Origin of the sequence: Citrobacter sp. H12-3-2, assembly GCF_009649895.1 — a bacterium.
GTDB lineage: Bacteria > Pseudomonadota > Gammaproteobacteria > Enterobacterales > Enterobacteriaceae > Citrobacter > Citrobacter portucalensis.
In genome coordinates, this window is record NZ_CP045837.1 from 636214 (window position 1) to 654881 (window position 18668).

Annotated in this window: 16 protein-coding genes; 10 read left to right on the forward strand and 6 right to left on the reverse strand. The window is 53.1% G+C overall.

Annotated features, from left to right (window positions below):
* Nucleotides 1-217: 217 nt before the first annotated feature.
* Complete coding sequence (locus GHC22_RS03080; RefSeq protein ID WP_048225649.1) at nucleotides 218-991, forward strand: siderophore-interacting protein; 774 nt, start codon at nucleotides 218-220, stop codon at nucleotides 989-991.
* On the opposite strand, the gene GHC22_RS03085 is transcribed toward GHC22_RS03080, so the two are convergent.
* On the reverse strand, nucleotides 992-1840 hold the full coding sequence (locus GHC22_RS03085; RefSeq protein WP_153752181.1) for an AraC family transcriptional regulator: 849 nt from the start codon (nucleotides 1838-1840) through the stop codon (nucleotides 992-994). It abuts the gene before it with no gap.
* Between the two features lie 67 nt (nucleotides 1841-1907).
* Between GHC22_RS03085 and cfa the strand changes: the two genes are divergently transcribed.
* Nucleotides 1908-3062 carry a cyclopropane fatty acyl phospholipid synthase gene (gene cfa, locus GHC22_RS03090; protein WP_048225647.1) on the forward strand — a complete coding sequence of 385 codons (1155 nt, stop codon included), beginning with the start codon at nucleotides 1908-1910 and terminating at the stop codon, nucleotides 3060-3062.
* 390 nt (nucleotides 3063-3452) lie between these two features.
* Here the strand turns inward: cfa and GHC22_RS03095 are convergent, their stop codons facing one another.
* On the reverse strand, nucleotides 3453-5111 hold the full coding sequence (locus GHC22_RS03095) for a glycerone kinase (protein WP_153752182.1): 1659 nt from the start codon (nucleotides 5109-5111) through the stop codon (nucleotides 3453-3455).
* A gap of 561 nt (nucleotides 5112-5672) precedes the next feature.
* On the opposite strand from GHC22_RS03095, the gene GHC22_RS03100 reads away from it, so the two are divergent.
* Nucleotides 5673-6770 carry a glycerol dehydrogenase gene (locus tag GHC22_RS03100; RefSeq protein ID WP_003024745.1) on the forward strand — a complete coding sequence of 366 codons (1098 nt, stop codon included), beginning with the start codon at nucleotides 5673-5675 and terminating at the stop codon, nucleotides 6768-6770.
* A 91-nt stretch (nucleotides 6771-6861) separates the two neighbouring features.
* Nucleotides 6862-8787 carry a dihydroxyacetone kinase operon transcriptional regulator DhaR gene (gene dhaR / locus GHC22_RS03105; protein ID WP_003828512.1) on the forward strand — a complete coding sequence of 642 codons (1926 nt, stop codon included), beginning with the start codon at nucleotides 6862-6864 and terminating at the stop codon, nucleotides 8785-8787.
* On the opposite strand, the gene GHC22_RS03110 is transcribed toward dhaR, so the two are convergent.
* The 4 genes from GHC22_RS03110 to GHC22_RS03125 are packed head-to-tail and all read right to left on the reverse strand — an operon-like array spanning nucleotide 8765 to nucleotide 11280.
* Entirely contained in the window at nucleotides 8765-9295 is a 531-nt protein-coding gene (locus tag GHC22_RS03110) for a cob(I)yrinic acid a,c-diamide adenosyltransferase (RefSeq protein ID WP_008785856.1), read from the reverse strand. The genes dhaR and GHC22_RS03110 overlap by 23 nt on opposite strands.
* Entirely contained in the window at nucleotides 9296-9649 is a 354-nt protein-coding gene (locus GHC22_RS03115; protein ID WP_032945057.1) for a glycerol dehydratase reactivase beta/small subunit family protein, read from the reverse strand.
* Between the two features lie 16 nt (nucleotides 9650-9665).
* On the reverse strand, nucleotides 9666-10829 hold the full coding sequence (gene dhaT / locus GHC22_RS03120) for a 1,3-propanediol dehydrogenase (protein ID WP_003024734.1): 1164 nt from the start codon (nucleotides 10827-10829) through the stop codon (nucleotides 9666-9668).
* 22 nt (nucleotides 10830-10851) lie between these two features.
* On the reverse strand, nucleotides 10852-11280 hold the full coding sequence (locus tag GHC22_RS03125; protein ID WP_003828504.1) for a heme-binding protein: 429 nt from the start codon (nucleotides 11278-11280) through the stop codon (nucleotides 10852-10854).
* A 393-nt stretch (nucleotides 11281-11673) separates the two neighbouring features.
* On the opposite strand from GHC22_RS03125, the gene GHC22_RS03130 reads away from it, so the two are divergent.
* From GHC22_RS03130 to GHC22_RS03155, 6 genes are all read left to right on the forward strand, one after another.
* The gene (locus GHC22_RS03130) at nucleotides 11674-13341 is read left to right on the forward strand and encodes a propanediol/glycerol family dehydratase large subunit (protein WP_048215504.1); all 1668 of its coding nucleotides are present in this window, start codon (nucleotides 11674-11676) and stop codon (nucleotides 13339-13341) included.
* Between the two features lie 11 nt (nucleotides 13342-13352).
* The gene (locus tag GHC22_RS03135; protein WP_008785852.1) at nucleotides 13353-13937 is read left to right on the forward strand and encodes a propanediol/glycerol family dehydratase medium subunit; all 585 of its coding nucleotides are present in this window, start codon (nucleotides 13353-13355) and stop codon (nucleotides 13935-13937) included.
* A 2-nt stretch (nucleotides 13938-13939) separates the two neighbouring features.
* Entirely contained in the window at nucleotides 13940-14368 is a 429-nt protein-coding gene (locus tag GHC22_RS03140; protein ID WP_007372193.1) for a diol dehydratase small subunit, read from the forward strand.
* Nucleotides 14369-14378: 10 nt separating this feature from the next.
* On the forward strand, nucleotides 14379-16193 hold the full coding sequence (locus GHC22_RS03145) for a diol dehydratase reactivase subunit alpha (RefSeq protein ID WP_079935253.1): 1815 nt from the start codon (nucleotides 14379-14381) through the stop codon (nucleotides 16191-16193).
* 109 nt (nucleotides 16194-16302) lie between these two features.
* Nucleotides 16303-16626: a DUF1889 family protein gene (locus tag GHC22_RS03150; RefSeq protein WP_001573898.1), complete on the forward strand. Its 324-nt coding sequence runs from the start codon at nucleotides 16303-16305 to the stop codon at nucleotides 16624-16626.
* Nucleotides 16627-17138: 512 nt separating this feature from the next.
* Nucleotides 17139-18455 (forward strand): site-specific integrase, encoded by a 1317-nt coding sequence (locus GHC22_RS03155; protein WP_153752184.1) that lies wholly within the window; start codon nucleotides 17139-17141, stop codon nucleotides 18453-18455.
* The last annotated feature ends 213 nt before the right edge of the window (nucleotides 18456-18668 follow it).

The window sequence follows — 18668 nt, forward strand, 5'->3', positions numbered from 1 at the left end:
AGATATATCTAATTTATATCTAAAAAATATCAGTTTGCAAGTCTACAAATTATATTCTGTATAACGTGATGATTATTAACTGTTTTTATATGGGTGTGATAGCCGGGTAATCATAATTTAACTATATCAAAAAGTGCTTGCAATATTTTTGATTAGCAATCATTATCATTTAAAAAATCAATTTAGATATATCGTATTATCTTCACAAGGCGAAAAAATGACAAAAAACATCTCACGCTACCCACAGCGCGTTCGCAATGAACTGCGTTTTCGAGAACTTACTGTCCTGCGCGTAGAGCGTATTAGCGCGGGCTTTCAGCGTATTGTACTGGGCGGTGACGCGCTGGACGGTTTTAGCTCACGCGGCTTTGACGACCATACCAAGGTCTTTTTCCCTGAACCGGGCAGCAACTTTGTACCACCTGTCGTCACCGATGAAGGCATTGTCTGGGCGGACGGTGTACGTCCGCTCTCCCGTGACTACACGCCGTTGTATGACGAAGCGCGCCATGAGCTGGCACTGGATTTCTATATTCATGACGGCGGCGTGGCAAGTACGTGGGCGATGAATGCCCGTGAGGGTGACAAGCTGACGATCGGCGGGCCGCGCGGTTCTTTGGTGGTGCCAGAGGATTATGCGTATCAGGTTTACGTGTGTGATGAGTCGGGAATGCCCGCGTTGCGCCGACGCCTGGAGTCGCTCAGCCGTTTGGTGGTACGTCCGAACGTCACGGCGCTGGTTAGCGTGCAGGATGCAGCCTACCAGGACTATTTTGCCCATCTCGACGGATTTACTCTTCAGTGGTTTATCGGCCATAACGAGCAGGCGGTGAATGAACACTTATCGCGGCTAAGCATGCCCACAGACGATTATTTCATCTGGATCACTGGCGAAGGAAAGGTGGTCAAAAACCTGAGTGCTCGTTTTGAAACCGAGGCGTTCGATCAGCAACGGGTTCGTGCAGCGGCTTACTGGCATCAACGCCGTTAATCAGTAATTAGAGGGCGGAACGCCAAACGCCTGGCGGAATGCGTAGCTAAATGCCGCGGTACTTGAATACCCAACGTCGAGTGCCACGGCGGTTACGCTTTTATTTTTCTTCAGCATTAATACCGATTCAAGTATTCGCATTTTTTGCTTCCAGACGCTGAAGGGCAATCCGGTTTCTTTTTTGAAATGACGTGAAAAGGTACGGGCAGACATACCCAAATGCTGCGCCCAGTATTCAACCGAATGCTCCAGTGCGGGGGATTCTTGTATTGTTCGGCAGACTTTGGTTAATTCGCGATCCTGCGGCCAGGGTAATACAAAAGCGACTTCCGGGAGTTGCAGAATAATATCGACCAGCACACTAACCAGCTTGCCCTCTTTTGACTGACTATCATAATGGCCTGAAATTGAATTAGTGGCGTAATGAATAAACTCTCTGGCGAAATCACTGATAGCCACTACTTTGCATTCATTGATGCTCTCTTCAAGAAAACCCGGTTTAATATCCAGATTTTCTAAATATACATCATCTAATGCCCAAACCGCATGCTCCGTATTATTTGGGATCCAGATGCCATAATGCGCCGGGATTATCCAGCACTTACCGGCAACATCAATGCGCATGCTGCCTTTGCGGGCGAAATGAAACTGCATAAAAGAGTGTGAATGCTGCGGTACATGGTGGTTGGCTTCCAGGACATAAGAGCGAAAGAATACGTCCTGCGGCAGTTCGGTCATGGAGTTATCCGGGAAGGAGTTCCACTGTTTTTGCGCGAGAGTTTCCATAAATGAATCGTCAATGCTCCCGATGGTGTGTCCGCTGTTCGATAGATTTTGTCCGCGGATCATAATACATACACTCTTTTTTCCATAATAATCTTGCGTAATAATTTTTAGTCCACTTTTGGTAAATACCATGAACTCGCTTTGTTCAGATGCTGTCATCGTCAATGAAACAAATGATAACTGGACCCGAATGGGAAAAGAGCTGCTTTCGCAAGCGGATATCAGAATTAATGGCTCGCGCGCCTGGGACATTCAACTTCATCATACCGGTTTCTTTAAACGGGTATTGCAACAAGGCTCGTTAGGGCTTGGCGAAAGCTATATGGAAGGCTGGTGGGACTGCGAACGGCTCGATATTCTGTTCTGCAAAATCCTGAAAGCAAAACTCGACCAGCAGATGCCAGGTAATCTGAAAGATATTTTACGCATTGCCAGCGCACGCCTGTTTAATTTGCAGTCACGTAGCCGTGCATGGATCGTCGGTAAAGAACATTATGATATTGGTAACGATCTCTTTGCGCTGATGCTTGATCCGCATATGCAATATTCCTGCGGTTACTGGAAAGACGCGACCACATTAGACGAAGCGCAAAATGCCAAATTAAAAATGATCTGCGAGAAGCTGCAGCTTAAGCCGGGTATGCGTTTACTCGATATCGGTTGTGGATGGGGAGGGTTGGCAGAATATGCGGCGCGTCATTATGGCGTGGCGGTAGAAGGCGTTACCATTTCCAAAGAGCAGCAGAAAATGGCGCAGCAGCGCTGTGAAGGGCTGGACGTTAACATTCTGCTGCAGGATTATCGCGATCTTGATAAACACTACGATCGCATTGTGTCCGTGGGGATGTTTGAACACGTCGGGCCGAAAAACTACGACACCTATTTCAGCATCGCTGACCGTTGTTTAAAACCGGATGGACTGTTCCTGCTGCATACCATTGGCAGCAATAAAAAAGGGATGAGCGTCGATCCGTGGATCAATAAATACATTTTCCCGAACGGTTGCTTACCGTCGATTTCCCATATTGCCGAGGCCAGCGAATCACGGTTTGTGATGGAGGACTGGCATAACTTTGGCAGCGATTACGATAAAACGCTGATGGCCTGGCATGAGCGCTTTAATCAGGCCTGGCCGGAGCTGTCTTCACGTTACTCCGCCACCTTCAGAAGAATGTTTAATTATTATTTATGTGCCTGCGCCGGGGCTTTCCGCGCCAGAGATATTGAGCTTTGGCAGGTGCTGTTTAGCCGCGGCGTAGAGGGCGGGATCCGCGTTTATCGTTAACGCACTGCCGGATGGCGGCGCAAGCGCCTTATCCGGCCTACATAGGTTTGCACTCGCAGGCCTGATAAGCGCAGCGCACCAGGCGTATTTTTGCCGGATGGCGGCGCAAGCGCCTTATCCGGCCTACATAGGTTTGCACTCGTAGGGCTGATAAGCGCAGCGCATCAGGCGTATCTTTGCCGGATGGCGGCGCAAGCGCCTTATCCGGCCTACATAGGTTTGCACTCGCAGGCTTGATAAGCGCAGCGCATCAGGCACTTCTTCGCCGGATGGCGGCGCAAGCGCCTTATCCGGCCTACAAAAGTTTGCACTCGTAGGCCTGATAAGCGCAGCGCATCAGGCATATCTTCGCCGGATGGCGGCGCAAGTGCCTTATCAGGCATTTATGGCTTAGCCCAATTCACTCTCTGCCAGCGCTTTAAATACCATTGCGACGGCATGCGCGCCGGGGTCCATATTTCCGAGCAGGCTTTCACTGCTCAGATACGATGCGCGACCCGCATTGGCTTTGCTCGACAAACAGGTTCGTTCGGCTCCCGCTTGCGCGGCGTCGAAGGCGGCCTGCAGATTTTGCGGCTGCGTGAGCAGCGAAGTCAGAGCCGGTTGCAGCGCATCAATCATGGTGCGATCGCCTTCGTCTGCGCCGCCGTAGAACTTCATCTGCGCCAGTCCCGTATTCAGGGCTTCGGCAACGTTAGCTCCCTGTTCCAGTTTCTGCCCCGCAGCGGTAAAGAAAATAGACATCAGCACACCGCTGGAACCGCCCATCACCACGGTCAGACGTTCGCCAATCAGCGCAAACAGCGTGGCAAGGTTATCCAGCGGCAACTGCTGACGATGCAGCAGACCGGCAATTTCGCGCGCGCCTGCGGCAAAGGTTGAACCGGTATCGCCATCGCCGACTTTGGCATCCAGCGCATTAAGATGGGTCTCCAGATCGGAAAGGGTTGTGGTGACAAGCTCCACAATCCCGGCCACCAGGGCATTTGCCGAAGGCTGGAATTCCACGCGTGCGCTACGCTGAGATGACGGTACACAGCTGATTTCACGCGGTGGGACCGGCGTCGGCCAGTTACTGGTTTCCACCTCTGTGAGCAGCGCTTTTTCGATGCTCTCTTCCAACACGATGGCCGTCAGTGAAAAGCCTTTCATATCCAGCGCGGTAACCAACGAGGCCGGGCCAATCAGCCAGTCGATACGCGGATGCAGCGGGCTGCTGGCCAGTTCGCGGGTAATGATGGCCATTTCGGCAACAGAAACGCCGCCAAGATTGTTAATCATCACCGCCAGACGGCCGGTTTCAGGCAGGGCAGCCAGCAGTTTATCCACCATCAGGTTCACCACCTGCGCACTGTTCTGGGTGTCGATGACCGAGGCGCCTGGTTCGCCGTGAATGCCCATACCCAGCTCCGCGTGGCCCGGATGATGACGCGGGGCGGCGTCGGTTTCTTGCGGCAGATGACAGCTGGAAAGCGCAACGCCCAGACTGAAGGTGTTATTGGCCGCGTATTGCGCTTCACGCAGGACGGTGGCGAGGTTGTAGCCGCGTTCGGCAAAATAGCCCGCGATTTTATGCACCAGGATGGTTCCCGCAATGCCGCGCGGGTGTTTGTTATCCGGCAGGGAGATGTCATCGCCGACAATCAGCATTTCAACGTTGTAACCAAGGCGACGGGCTTTCTCGGCGGCAAGACCGAAATTAAGACGGTCACCGGTGTAATTTTTCACGATCAACAAACAGCCCGCCTCACCGGTTACCGCCTGAATGGCGGTCAGTACCGCATCTACGCTCGGGGAAGCGAACACGTCGCCACAGACTGCGGCGGTTAGCATACCTTTACCGATAAACCCAACGTGCGCGGGTTCGTGCCCTGAACCGCCGCCGGAAATGATCGCCACGTTATTTTTGTTGAGGTCACGACGGACCACGATGCGAATGGCCGGATCGCTTTCCAGACGCGCCAGGTTATTCCACGGGCTGGCGATAATCGTACCGTCGATGACGTCGCTCACGAGATGGGTGCGTTGATTAAAAAAGAATTGAGACATAACGGCTCCTTGAGGTTGAGTGTAAGACAAACCCCCGGAAGCATGGTCATGGTGCGGAGGCGATAGAGAGATTCTGGCGAAGTCAGCGTGGAAAAAAACAACGTTAAAATGAGTTTCATTACGGAACGTTGTTATTGTTTTTTGTTCCGAAATGAAACCTAAAAGAACGGTGAACGACCACAATGCGAGCTCGCTCGACTTTTTCCTCTCGCGATGAATGCAGGTCACACGGTACTGTCAGCTTTTTTTTACCGGTATTTTGGCAAGTGAGTGGGTAAAAGAGAAAGTGAGATTCGTCTGTGCCGGAGATTTGGTGGCAAATGAACGGATCGGGATCGCAAACCTTATATTTTTTATGGTTAAGCGTTCCAATATGGAACATGTGTCGTTTTTATCTGTTTCATATCAGAACAAAAAGACGAAAGATTTTTTTGTGCACGCCTCGCCATACAGTTATTGCATCGCTCCGGTACCTCCCGTTTTCGCCGTCAGCATCAGGCTAAACAGGTTAACGCCAGGGCTCACCATGTAAAAACATGTACTTATTTGAGGATGAAAGGAATGCTAAAAGTTATTCAATCTCCAGCCAAATATCTCCAGGGTCCTGACGCTTCCACCTTGTTTGGTCAATACGCTAAAAATCTGGCGGACAGCTTTTTCGTGATTGCGGATGACTTCGTGATGAAGCTGGCGGGAGAGAAAGTACTCAACGGCCTGCACAGCCACGACATTAGCTGCCATGCGGAACGCTTTAACGGTGAATGTAGCCATGTTGAAATTAATCGCCTGATTGCCATTCTGAAACAGCACGGTTGCCGCGGTGTGGTTGGGATTGGCGGTGGGAAAACGCTGGATACCGCCAAAGCGATTGGCTACTACCAGAAGTTGCCGGTGGTGGTGATCCCGACTATCGCGTCTACCGATGCGCCAACCAGCGCGCTGTCCGTTATCTATACCGAAGCCGGCGAGTTTGAAGAGTATCTGATCTACCCGAAAAACCCGGATATGGTGGTAATGGACACTGCAATCATTGCCAAAGCGCCGGTACGTCTGCTGGTGGCCGGGATGGGCGATGCGCTCTCGACCTGGTTTGAAGCGAAAGCCTGTTATGACGCCAGAGCGACCAGCATGGCGGGCGGACAGTCCACCGTGGCGGCGCTGAGCCTGGCGCGCTTGTGCTATGATACCCTGCTGGCGGAAGGCGAGAAGGCACGCTTTGCCGCGCAGGCCGGCGTGGTGACCGATGCGCTGGAGCGTATTGTCGAAGCTAACACTTACCTCAGCGGCATCGGTTTTGAAAGCAGCGGTCTGGCAGGGGCGCATGCGATCCACAACGGCTTTACGATTCTGGAAGAGTGCCACCATTTGTACCACGGTGAAAAAGTCGCCTTTGGTACGCTGGCGCAACTGGTGCTGCAAAACAGCCCGATGGAAGAGATCGAAACCGTGCTGAATTTCTGTCAGAAAGTAGGCCTGCCGGTAACGTTAGCGGAAATGGGCGTGAAAGAAGACGTTGACGGCAAGATCATGGCCGTAGCAAAAGCGACCTGTGCAGAAGGTGAAACCATCCACAATATGCCGTTCCCGGTAACGCCTGAAAGCGTACATGCCGCTATTTTGACGGCAGACCTGCTGGGACAGCAGTGGCTGGCGCGTTAATCAGTCGTCGGTAGGTTTTTATCCGGCATCTTCTCCCCCTCTGACAGTCTCTGCCGGAGGGGTTGTCTATGGTTAAACAGCGGAAAGGGATATGACGGCGCACACGCATAGCATCGGGAAGGAAGTCTCTTCAGTCATTGCCCAGTCATGGCATCGTTGCAGCAAGTTTATGCAGCGGGAAACCTGGCAGGCGCCGCATCAGGCGCAAGGGCTGACCTTTGAGTCGATTTGTCGTCGCAAGACGGCGTTGCTGACGATTGCTCAGGCTGCGCTGGAAGATGCCTGGGAGTTTATGGACGGCCGCCCGTGCGCGCTGCTGATTCTGGATGAATCAGCCTGTATCCTCAGCCGTTGCGGCGATCCGCAGACGGTGGAACAGTTGGCGGAGCTTGGGTTTCGCGACGGCAGCTACTGTGCGGAAAGCATCATTGGCAGTTGTGCACTTTCTCTGGCAACGATGCCGGGCCAGCCGACAAAAACCTCTGGCGATCAGCATTTTAAACAGGCTCTGCATCCGTGGTCGTTCTGCTCGACGCCTGTCTTCGATAACCATGGTCGACTGTTCGGCTCCATCTCGCTGTGTTGTCTGGTGGAGCATGAGTGCGTTTCTGATTTATCCCTGACGCTGGCGATTGCCAGAGAAGTCGGCAACTCTTTGCTGACCGACAGCCTGCTGGCTGAATCCAACCGCCATCTGAACCAGATGTACGGGCTGCTGGAGAGTATGGATGATGGTGTGATGGCCTGGAACGAACAGGGCGTATTGCAGTTCCTCAATGCGCGTGCGGCGCTGCTTTTGCATCTCGATGCGCAGGCCAGTCAGGGAAAAAACATTCACGATCTGCTCAATCTCCCCATGCTGCTGCGCCGGGCGATCAAACATGCCCGCGGCCTGAATCACGTCGAAGTTACCTTTGAAAGCCAGCATCAGTTTGTTGATGCCGTCATCACCCTGAAACCGATTGTTGAGGAACAGGGCAACAGCTTTATCCTGCTGCTGCATCCGGTGGAGCAAATGCGCCAGCTGATGACCAGCCAGCTTGGCAAGGTGAGCCACACCTTTGAGCAGATGTCGACTGACGATCCGGAAACCCGCCGCTTGATCCACTTTGGACGCCAGGCGGCGAGGGGGAGTTTCCCGATCCTACTGTGCGGGGAAGAGGGCGTTGGTAAGGAGCTGCTGAGTCAGGCCATTCACAACGAAAGCGAGCGCGCCAGCGGGCCGTATATCGCCGTGAACTGTCAGCTGTATGCCAACAGCGTGCTGGGGCAGGATTTTATGGGCAGTGCGCCAACCGACGATGAAAATGGCCGGTTGAGCCGTCTTGAACTGGCGAACGGCGGCACGCTGTTTCTGGAAAAAATTGAATATCTGGCGCCGGAGCTGCAATCCGCGCTGTTACAGGTGATCAAGCAGGGGGTATTAACCCGCCTGGATGCCCGTCGGTTGATTCCGGTGGATGTCAAAGTGATCGCCACCACCACGGTTGATCTCGCCAATCTGGTGGAGCAAAACCGCTTTAGCCGTCAGCTGTATTACGCGCTGCACTCTTTTGAGATAGTGATCCCCCCGCTGCGGGCGCGGCGTAACAGTATTCCCTCGCTGATTTATACGCGGCTGAATAGCCTGAAAAAACGCTTTTCATCCAGTTTGAAGATCGACGACGACGCGCTGGCACAGCTGGTGGCCTATTCGTGGCCGGGCAATGACTTTGAGCTGAACAGCATTATCGAAAACATCGCCATCAGCAGTGATAACGGCCATATTCGGCTGAGCAATCTACCGGATTATCTGTTTGCCGAACGTCCTGGTCTGGAGACGGCGTCTTCACTGCTGCCAGCCAGTCTGACCTTTACCGCCATCGAAAAAGAGGCGATTATCCATGCTGCTCGCGTCACCAGCGGACGCGTACAGGAGATGTCGCAACTGCTGAACATTGGTCGCACTACCTTGTGGCGCAAGATGAAGCAATACGACATTGATGCCAGCCAGTTTAAGCGCAAGCATCTGGACTAGTTTCTTCAATTCTCGCCATCGAGAACAGCGCGTCCGACAGTCGGTTGATGTAACGCCTGGGTTCATCGCGTAACGTCAGCGTTCTGCTCATTGCGATAAGGATCCGCTCCAGTCGGCGCGTCAGAGTTCGCGCAACGTGTAGCTGTGCCGATGGCAGATTTTTCCCCGGAATAACAAACTCTTTGAGCGGGCCGCTTTGCGCCATATTGCGGTCAATAAGCTGCTCCAGCGCCTGAATATCCTCATCGCCAATACGCTGTTGTAAGCGAGCGAGTCCTTTCTCATCGCTGGCGAGTTCCGCACCCAGTACAAACAGCATCTTCTGCATGGCGTGCAGATCCTGGCGTAGTTCAGCCTGGTGCGTGCTGGCATAGCAGACGCCAAGCTGGGAAATCAGTTCATCCACCGTGCCATAGGCCTCAACGCGGATGTCGTCTTTGTCGATACGGCTGCCGCCAAACAGCGCGGTCGTGCCTTTATCGCCGGTTCGGGTGTAGATGCGGTACATTTATTTTATCTCGCTGAAGGGAAGTACTTTAACCAGTTGACCGGCATTGGCACCAAGCGTTCGGATCTGCGCAATTCCGGCGCGGATATGCCCACGGATCAGCGCCCGATCTTCGGGCAACTGGGCGTGGGTTAAAGCAATATCACCCGTGGCGTTAAGACCCAGACCGACACGTAGCGTTGAGCTTTTGGCCGCAAGTTTGCTCAATGCCAGCGCGCAGTCATGCTCGTCGCAACAGATTGCCCGGCAAGGGACGCCTTGCTCTTCCAGTCCCCAGCACAGCTCATCAAGCACGCGAGTATCCAGCCAGCGTGAGTGATAAAACAGATGTACGCCCGGTGATGAAAGTGACATTGCGCCCCCTGCGTTATCAGAATGCCTGACGGAAGATCTCGGCAATTTCTTTCTCGTTCCCTTTGCGCGGGTTAGAGAAGGCGTTGCCGTCCTTCAGCGCCATTTCCGCCATGTACGGGAAATCGGCTTCTTTGACGCCCAGATCGCGCAGATGCTGCGGAATGCCGATGTCAGCGGAGAGACGGGCAATGGCGTGAATGGCCAGTTCGGCGGCATCCATGGTGGAGAGTCCGTCAGTGTTTTCGCCCATAAATTCTGCGATATCGGCAAATTTCTCCGGGTTAGCGATCAGGTTATAGCGCGCCACGTGCGGGAGCAGAACGGCATTCGCCACGCCGTGTGGCATGTCGTACAGACCGCCAAGCTGATGCGCCATTGCGTGAACGTAGCCGAGGTTGGCGTTGTTGAAGGCCATGCCCGCCAGCAGAGAGGCGTAGGCCATGTTCTCGCGAGCTTTCAGGTTGCTGCCCAGCGCTACGGCCTGACGCAAGTTGCGTGCGATCAGGCGAATAGCCTGAATAGCGGCGGCGTCGGTGACCGGGTTGGCATCTTTGGAAATATAAGCTTCTACGGCGTGGGTCAGGGCGTCCATACCGGTCGCGGCGGTCAGCGGAGCGGGTTTGCCGAGCATAAGCAGCGGATCGTTAATGGAGACCGACGGCAGGTTGCGCCAGCTGACAATCACAAACTTCACTTTGGTTTTGGTATTGGTCAGCACGCAGTGGCGGGTGACTTCGCTGGCGGTACCGGCAGTGGTATTCACCGCAACGATAGGCGGCAGCGGGTTGGTCAGGGTTTCAATCCCGGCATAGCTGTAGAGATCGCCTTCGTGAGTTGCCGCGATACCGATGCCTTTACCGCAGTCATGCGGGCTACCGCCGCCAACGGTAACGATGATATCGCAATGCTCTTTGCGAAAGACCTCCAGACCATCGCGCACGTTGGTGTCTTTGGGATTTGGCTCAACGCCGTCAAAAACCACCACGTCAATGCCCGCTTCACGTAAATGGGCGAGGGTTTTATCTACCGCACCGTCTTTAATAGCCCGCAGACCTTTATCAGTAACCAGCAGCGCTTTTTTACCGCCTAACAGTTTGCAGCGTTCGCCGACAACGGAAATAGCATTGGGGCCAAAGAAGTTCACATTTGGCACCAGGTAATCAAACATACGATAGCTCATAATATACCTTCTTAGATTTAAATTATAATTCAGAGAAACAATTCAGTGCGGTTTCTGCTAATAATCTGTCTTGTTCGACAGTGCCGCCGCTAACGCCAACGGCACCAATTAATTTACCGTTTAATATGACAGGTAAGCCGCCTCCGAAAATAACAATGCGCTGTTGGTTAGTAAGCTGCAAACCATATAGCGAAGCGCCAGGTTGTACCGCGTCGGTAATTTCATGGGTACCCTGACGCAGGCAGCAGGCGGTATACGCTTTATTAAGAGAGATATCACAGCTGGTGACAAACGCATCGTCCATGCGTTGCATTAGCAGCGTATTCCCGCCGTGATCCACCACGGAAAAGACCACCGGAACGTTGATCTCAAGCGCTTTAGCCTCAACGGCCTGCGCCATTTTTTTTGCAGCCGCCAGCGTAATGGTGGCAATTTGTTGGCTCTTATTCACAGTCTCTCCTGAAAATGTTGTAGGGCTGAGGTCACGAAATATATCGCGCAACAGCTATTTTTATCATTGGCTTTACCTTATTTTCTCGCCGCACGTTATTAAGTCAATAGGGTGGGTTTTTCATAAAGATTGAATTCATTTCCCTGATTTTGCGTTTATTGATAATGATCATTTAACCTCGTCACAATTCACGATGGATATTCCTGAATTGCGTTTCAATATGGAACGATGCGTTTTTATTAGGTGCCAAATTGGAACGAAATTAATTTTATTTTTTTATTGCTTGGCTCATTTAGAGTTCGGCCATTGCTGATGAAAGGCGAATACCGGGTGTGGTGTCCCCGGCAATATGGCCCGGCGTCCCTATTTTTTTACCTTTTGAGTCAATAAATCATGAGAAGATCAAAACGATTCGAAGTGCTTGCGAAGCGGCCTGTAAATCAGGATGGGCTGATTGGCGAATGGCCTGAAGAGGGGCTGATCGCCATGGAAAGCCCCTACGATCCGACGTCGTCGGTGAAGGTGGAAAATGGTCGTATTGTTGAGCTGGACGGTAAGAGCCGAGCCGAGTTCGACATGATCGACCGTTTCATTGCCGACTATGCGATTAACGTGGCCGAAGCTGAGCGCGCCATGCAGCTCGACGCGCTGGAGATCGCCAGAATGCTGGTGGATATCCACGTCAGTCGGGAAGAGATTATTGCCATTACCACCGCCATCACCCCGGCGAAAGCGGTGGAAGTGATGGCGCAAATGAACGTGGTGGAGATGATGATGGCGCTACAAAAAATGCGCGCCAGACGCACTCCCTCCAACCAGTGCCACGTGACTAACCTGAAAGATAACCCGGTACAGATTGCCGCCGACGCTGCTGAAGCGGGGATCCGCGGCTTTTCCGAGCAGGAAACGACGGTCGGGATCGCCCGCTACGCGCCGTTTAACGCCCTGGCACTGCTGGTGGGTTCCCAGTGCGGTCGCCCCGGTGTGCTGACGCAATGTTCCGTTGAAGAGGCCACGGAGCTGGAGTTGGGCATGCGAGGGCTAACCAGTTATGCCGAAACGGTGTCGGTGTATGGCACAGAATCGGTGTTTACCGACGGTGATGACACGCCGTGGTCCAAAGCGTTTCTCGCCTCGGCTTATGCGTCGCGTGGTCTGAAGATGCGCTACACCTCCGGCACCGGCTCGGAAGCGCTGATGGGCTATTCCGAAAGTAAATCGATGCTTTATCTGGAGTCGCGCTGCATTTTTATCACCAAAGGCGCGGGCGTACAGGGGCTGCAAAACGGCGCGGTCAGCTGTATCGGCATGACCGGCGCAGTGCCGTCAGGGATCCGCGCGGTGCTGGCGGAAAACCTGATTGCCTCAATGCTCGACCTTGAAGTGGCCTCCGCCAATGACCAGACCTTTTCCCACTCCGATATTCGCCGTACTGCCCGCACCCTGATGCAGATGCTGCCGGGTACCGACTTTATTTTCTCCGGTTACAGCGCGGTACCCAACTACGACAACATGTTTGCCGGGTCGAACTTCGACGCTGAAGATTTCGATGATTACAACATTCTGCAACGCGATCTGATGGTTGACGGCGGTCTGCGTCCGGTCACGGAAGAGGAAACCATCGCCATTCGCAATAAGGCCGCACGCGCCATTCAGGCAGTGTTCCGCGAGCTGGGCCTGCCGCTGATTAGCGATGAAGAAGTCGAAGCTGCTACTTATGCTCACGGCAGCAAAGATATGCCTGCGCGTAATGTAGTTGAGGATTTGGCTGCCGTGGAAGAGATGATGAAGCGCAATATCACCGGGCTGGATATCGTCGGCGCGTTGAGTTGCAGCGGCTTCGAAGATATCGCCAGCAATATCCTCAACATGCTGAGGCAGCGTGTTACCGGTGATTACCTGCAAACGTCGGCCATTCTGGATCGCCAGTTCGACGTCGTCAGCGCCGTCAACGACATCAATGATTATCAGGGACCTGGTACCGGCTATCGCATCAGTGCCGAACGCTGGGCGGAAATTAAAAATATTGCGGGCGTGGTTCAGCCCGGCTCGATCGAATAAGGCGGTACACAGTGGAATGCACAACTGAACGTAAGCCGGTTTTCACCTTACAGGTGAGCGAAGGCGAGGCGGCTAACGCGGATGAGCGCGTGGATGAGGTGGTGATTGGCGTCGGCCCGGCCTTTGATAAGTATCAGCATAAAACCTTGATTGATATGCCGCACAACGCGATTTTGAAAGAGCTGGTTGCTGGCATCGAAGAAGAGGGACTGCATGCGCGAGTAGTGAGGATCTTGCGCACCTCGGATGTTTCTTTTATGGCATGGGATGCGGCAAATCTCAGCGGCTCAGGCATTGGGATTGGTATCCAGTCGAAAGGAACCACGGTGATTCATCAGCGCGATCTGCTGCCGCTAAGTAACCTGGAACTGTTTTCTCAGGCTCCGCTGCTGACGCTGGAAACCTATCGTCAGATTGGTAAAAACGCCGCGCGCTATGCACGCAAAGAGTCGCCTTCGCCGGTGCCAGTGGTCAATGACCAGATGGTGCGCCCTAAATTTATGGCCAAGGCCGCGCTGTTTCATATCAAAGAAACCAAACACGTGGTGCAGGATGCTGCGCCTGTCACGTTGCATATTGCACTGGTAAGGGAATGACCATGAACGACAACATCATGACCGCGCAGGATTACCCATTAGCCACCCGCTGCCCGGAGAAAATCCGGACGCCTGGCGGCAAGCCGCTAACCGACATTACCCTTGAGAATGTGCTGGCGGGCCGCGTAGGGCCGCAGGATGTGCGTATTTCTCAGCAAACGCTGGAGTACCAGGCGCAGATTGCCGAGCAGATGCAGCGTCATGCCGTGGCGCGCAATTTTCGTCGTGCGGCAGAACTGATTGCGATCCCGGATGCCCGCATTCTGGAGATCTACAACGCACTGAGGCCGTTTCGTTCTTCGTTCGCCGAGTTGCAGGCCATTGCCGATGAACTGGAACACACCTGGCACGCCACGGTGAACGCCGGGTTTGTCCGCGAATCGGCAGAGGTATACCAGCAGAGAAATAAGCTGCGTAAAGGCAGCCAGTGACGGAGGCAGCATGCCGTTAATTGCAGGGATCGATATCGGCAACGCCACCACTGAAGTGGCGTTGGCGCAGGATGGCCGGTTTATCGGCAGCGGGATTGTCGCCACGACCGGGATGAAAGGCACGCGGGAGAATATCGCCGGGGTGGTCGCGTCCCTGCAGCAGGCGCTGGATAAAACGCCGTGGTCGCTGCAGGACGTGGCAAAAATCTGCATCAACGAGGCCGCACCAGTTATTGGCGATGTGGCGATGGAAACCATCACTGAAACCATCATTACCGAATCAACGATGATTGGCCATAACCCGCAAACGCCCGGCGGCGTTGGCGTGGGCATGGGAACTACCATCGCCGTGGAGAAGTTGGCGGCGTTGAGCGAGGATCGATTTGCCCAGGGTTGGATACCGTTGGTGGGTGAGGAGATGGATTTCCTTGAGGCGGTTTGGTTTATCAATGAAGCGCTGGATCGCGGCGTCAACGTGGTGGCGGCCATCCTGAAAAAAGATGATGGCGTGCTGGTGAATAATCGCCTGCACCGGCCAATACCGGTGGTTGATGAAGTCACTCTGCTGGAGAAGGTGCCGGAAGGCGTGCTGGCGGCGGTGGAAGTGGCGGCCCCGGGACAGGTGGTGCGGGTGCTGTCGAATCCTTACGGTATCGCGACCTTCTTTGCCCTGACCCCTGAGGAAACGCAAACTATTGTCCCCATCGCCAGAGCGCTGATTGGCAACCGTTCCGCCGTGGTGCTGAAAACCCCGCAGGGAGATGTGCGATCAAGAGTGATCCCGGCGGGTAAGATCTTTATCCGTGGTGAAAAGCGTGGCGGTGAAGCCGACGTAGCGCAAGGCGCGCAGGCCATTATGCAGGCGATGAGCGCCTGTGCGCCCGTGTGCGATATTCGTGGGGAAGCTGGTACGCACGCAGGCGGCATGCTGGAGCGGGTGCGTAAGGTGATGGCCTCGCTGACCGGTCATGACATGAACACGGTGCATATTCAGGATCTATTGGCGGTCGATACATTTATTCCGCGCAAGGTGCAGGGCGGCATCGCCGGAGAGTGTTCAATGGAGAACGCCGTGGGCATTGCGGCGATGGTGAAAGCCGATCGCTTACAGATGCAGGCTATCGCCAGCGAGCTAAGCGCCCGGTTAAATACCCCAGTTGAAGTCGGTGGTGTGGAAGCCAACATGGCCGTGGCGGGCGCGTTAACGACGCCCGGATGCGCCGCACCGTTGGCGATCCTCGACTTAGGCGCAGGATCTACCGATGCCGCCGTCATCAATAGCGACGGCGTAGTGAAAGCGGTACATCTGGCCGGCGCGGGGAATATGGTCAGCCTGTTGATTCAAACTGAGCTGGGCTTAAGCGATGCATTTCTGGCGGAGGAAATAAAAAAATACCCGCTGGCAAAAGTGGAGAGCCTGTTCAGCATTCGCCATGAGAACGGCGCGGTGGAGTTTTTCCGCGAACCGCTCAGTCCGTCAGTATTCGCCAAAGTGGTGTACTTGAAAGAGGGCGAGCTGATCCCGGTAGATAACCAGACTTCGCTGGAAAAAATCCGTCTGGTGCGCCGACAGGCTAAAGAGAAGGTTTTTGTGACCAACTGCCTGCGCGCGTTACGCCAGGTGTCACCCGGTGGCTCTATTCGCGATATGACGTTCGTGGTGCTGGTAGGCGGTTCTTCGCTGGATTTTGAAATCCCGCAGATGATCACCGATGCGCTGGCGCATTACGGCGTTGTCGCCGGGCAGGGTAATATTCGAGGTACCGAAGGGCCGCGTAATGCGGTGGCAACTGGGCTGGTTTTAGCCGGAGAAGCAAAAAAATAGCGCAGAAAACAGCCGCGCAAGCGTTTAGCTGCGGGGTAAGTCAAATAAAGGCGATGTTCTCTTTGATATCCCGGCGGAGTTGGGTACATAGTATAAATGTGTCTCTCACGTGGTTAATTTTAAGGATAAGAGCATGCCAACAGCAATTGAGAAAGCATTGGATTTTATTGGTGGTATGAACACTTCGGCGTCAGTACCACATTCAATGGATGAAAGTACCGCTAAGGGAATCTTAAAGTATTTGCATGACTTAGGTGTGCCAGCGAGTCCGGAAGTTGTGATGGCACGGGGTGAGCAAGAGGGATGGAATCCCGAGTTCACGAAAAAAGTGGCCGGATGGGCAGAAAAAGTCGCCTCCGGTAACCGCATCCTTATCAAGAACCCAGAGTATTTTTCAACCTATATGCAGGAGCAGCTCAAAGAGCTAGTGTGAGCTGACTATCGAATTAAACTCTAACGGACGTTTCCATCCCAGGATGGCGGCGTCCAGATAGGGTTGCCATTAACATGCTGTTTTCTGAACAGGTGTATCGCGTAAATAGCTTTAGCCCCCGCCAGCCATGTTCTTCCGTGTACTCATTCAACATATTGATGCAAGCAAGTATTGATTTTTCCAGGACAAACTCTTTTTTGCTACATGCCAATTTCTACGGAATACCCATAAAAAAAGGACCTGCGATTTCTCGCAAGTCCTTGAAATTTGGTGGCCCCTGCTGGACTTGAACCAGCGACCAAGCGATTATGAGTCATAAAATTGGCACGTTTTTAATTGTTCGTTATTGTCTCTGCTTGTGTTTTTAATTGCCTATAATCAATAAGTTCTGAAGTTGTTTTTGTTTCTGATTGGTTCTCTCATTTCCCCATTGTACTATCCTTACCTGACCCATTACCTGACCCAGAATGGGCATTGGGTCAGGTAAGGCTTATTCTCATAAAGGTATCCTCATGGCCGCTAATCTTACCGAGACTGCTATACGTGGATTGAAGACAAAAAGTACGTCGTACTACGTGTGGAGCAACAGTGCTCAGCGTGGTACTGGCAGGCTTGGCGTTAAGGTTCAGCCTTCAGGTAGCAAAGTTTTTTATTTCCGTTACTACGTTGAGAAAGGGAAGAAAGAGAAGTTCATCCAGTTGGGCATCTGGCCTGAGATGAAACTGGTGACGGCCAATGAGCTGGCGAAAAAGTATGGTGCCTGGCTTGTTGAAGGAAAAGAGCCCCAGCAAGAGCTTGAGCAACAGCGCCTGGCCGAACAGCACATCATGCAGATCCATCGTTCTCAAGGATCGTTTGAAGAACTGGTGCATGGCTACGTTAACAAGATGAAGCTCGACAACAAGCGGACCTGGGCCGATGTTCTGAAACGTCTTGAAAAAGAGTGCTACACGGTTATCCCTCGAGAAACCAAAGCCAAGGATGTCACGCCCTTACAGATCAAAACGATCTTGTCTGGCATTATCCAGCGTGATGCGGTGGTCCATGCGAACCGGATTCGTTCCTACCTGATGGCGGCTTTTAACTACGGTCTTAAAGCCGATAACGATCCGATGAATACCAGCGTGGGCATTACTTTCGGGCTTGAAGTTAACCCGGTATCGGCCATACCGAAGCAGTCCTCGGCGGAGAAAGTGGGTGATACATGGTTAACGCTGGCGGAGCTACGTTTTGTCATGGAACAGTTTGCCGAGGCCACCAACGTTGGGCCGTTGATGCAGCATCTTATTCGCTTCTGTGTTTATGCTGGCGGGCAGCGTCCGTTTGAAATGATTGCCAGCCAGTGGAGCGCGATTGACTGGCAGCAAAAGACGTTGCTGGTCATTGCCGATGTATCGAAAAACAAGCGTGAGCACCTGATCCCGCTGACTGAATCGGCACAACAGGAATTAGCCTCAGTGAAAGAACTGACTAAGGAAAGTAACAGTCCCTATATATTCCCGCTATCAACCAACGGTGAGCGCCCGGTGCGTACTGATAGCCTGGCGCGTTCGATCATGTATTTTCGGGCTTTTAATCCTGAGTTTAAAGTTTTCACAGCGCGAGATTTACGTCGCACTTGTAAAACGCTGATGGGGGAGGCGGGGATCAGCAAAGAGATCCGCGACCGTATCCAGAATCACGCTTTGAATGACGTCAGCTCTAAACACTATGATCGTTATGACTACCTGACTGAAAAGCGTAGGGCGCTTGAGATCTGGGAAGACAGGGTCAACAACTATCAGCGGCAGCAGGAAAATAACGTTGTGAACCTGTTTGGGCGGAAGTAGCATTTATCTGGACAAGGCTACCAGGTAAGAACGTTGTGTGGCTGGTGTTCTCTGCGGCATCAAAAAATTGCGATGCCGCCGAGATACTGGCGGAGGGCTATACGAGACTTTCTTTTTTATTTCGGTGACCGCCTGAGCGGTCACGTCTAATAAATGGCAGTATATTGAAGGCGGCACAGGCTCTCGCCTTTAGCACGTAGACACTCCGATTAA

What these genes read in the sequence shown, in the direction of transcription:
- GHC22_RS03080 (WP_048225649.1), top strand. Translation starts at nt 218, where the DNA reads ATGACAAAAAACATCTCACGCTACCCACAGCGCGTTCGCAATGAACTG.
- GHC22_RS03085 (WP_153752181.1), bottom strand. Translation starts at nt 1,840, where the DNA reads ATGATCCGCGGACAAAATCTATCGAACAGCGGACACACCATCGGGAGC.
- cfa (WP_048225647.1), top strand. Translation starts at nt 1,908, where the DNA reads ATGAACTCGCTTTGTTCAGATGCTGTCATCGTCAATGAAACAAATGAT.
- GHC22_RS03095 (WP_153752182.1), bottom strand. Translation starts at nt 5,111, where the DNA reads ATGTCTCAATTCTTTTTTAATCAACGCACCCATCTCGTGAGCGACGTC.
- GHC22_RS03100 (WP_003024745.1), top strand. Translation starts at nt 5,673, where the DNA reads ATGCTAAAAGTTATTCAATCTCCAGCCAAATATCTCCAGGGTCCTGAC.
- dhaR (WP_003828512.1), top strand. Translation starts at nt 6,862, where the DNA reads ATGACGGCGCACACGCATAGCATCGGGAAGGAAGTCTCTTCAGTCATT.
- GHC22_RS03110 (WP_008785856.1), bottom strand. Translation starts at nt 9,295, where the DNA reads ATGTACCGCATCTACACCCGAACCGGCGATAAAGGCACGACCGCGCTG.
- GHC22_RS03115 (WP_032945057.1), bottom strand. Translation starts at nt 9,649, where the DNA reads ATGTCACTTTCATCACCGGGCGTACATCTGTTTTATCACTCACGCTGG.
- dhaT (WP_003024734.1), bottom strand. Translation starts at nt 10,829, where the DNA reads ATGAGCTATCGTATGTTTGATTACCTGGTGCCAAATGTGAACTTCTTT.
- GHC22_RS03130 (WP_048215504.1), top strand. Translation starts at nt 11,674, where the DNA reads ATGAGAAGATCAAAACGATTCGAAGTGCTTGCGAAGCGGCCTGTAAAT.
- GHC22_RS03140 (WP_007372193.1), top strand. Translation starts at nt 13,940, where the DNA reads ATGAACGACAACATCATGACCGCGCAGGATTACCCATTAGCCACCCGC.
- GHC22_RS03145 (WP_079935253.1), top strand. Translation starts at nt 14,379, where the DNA reads ATGCCGTTAATTGCAGGGATCGATATCGGCAACGCCACCACTGAAGTG.
- GHC22_RS03155 (WP_153752184.1), top strand. Translation starts at nt 17,139, where the DNA reads ATGGCCGCTAATCTTACCGAGACTGCTATACGTGGATTGAAGACAAAA.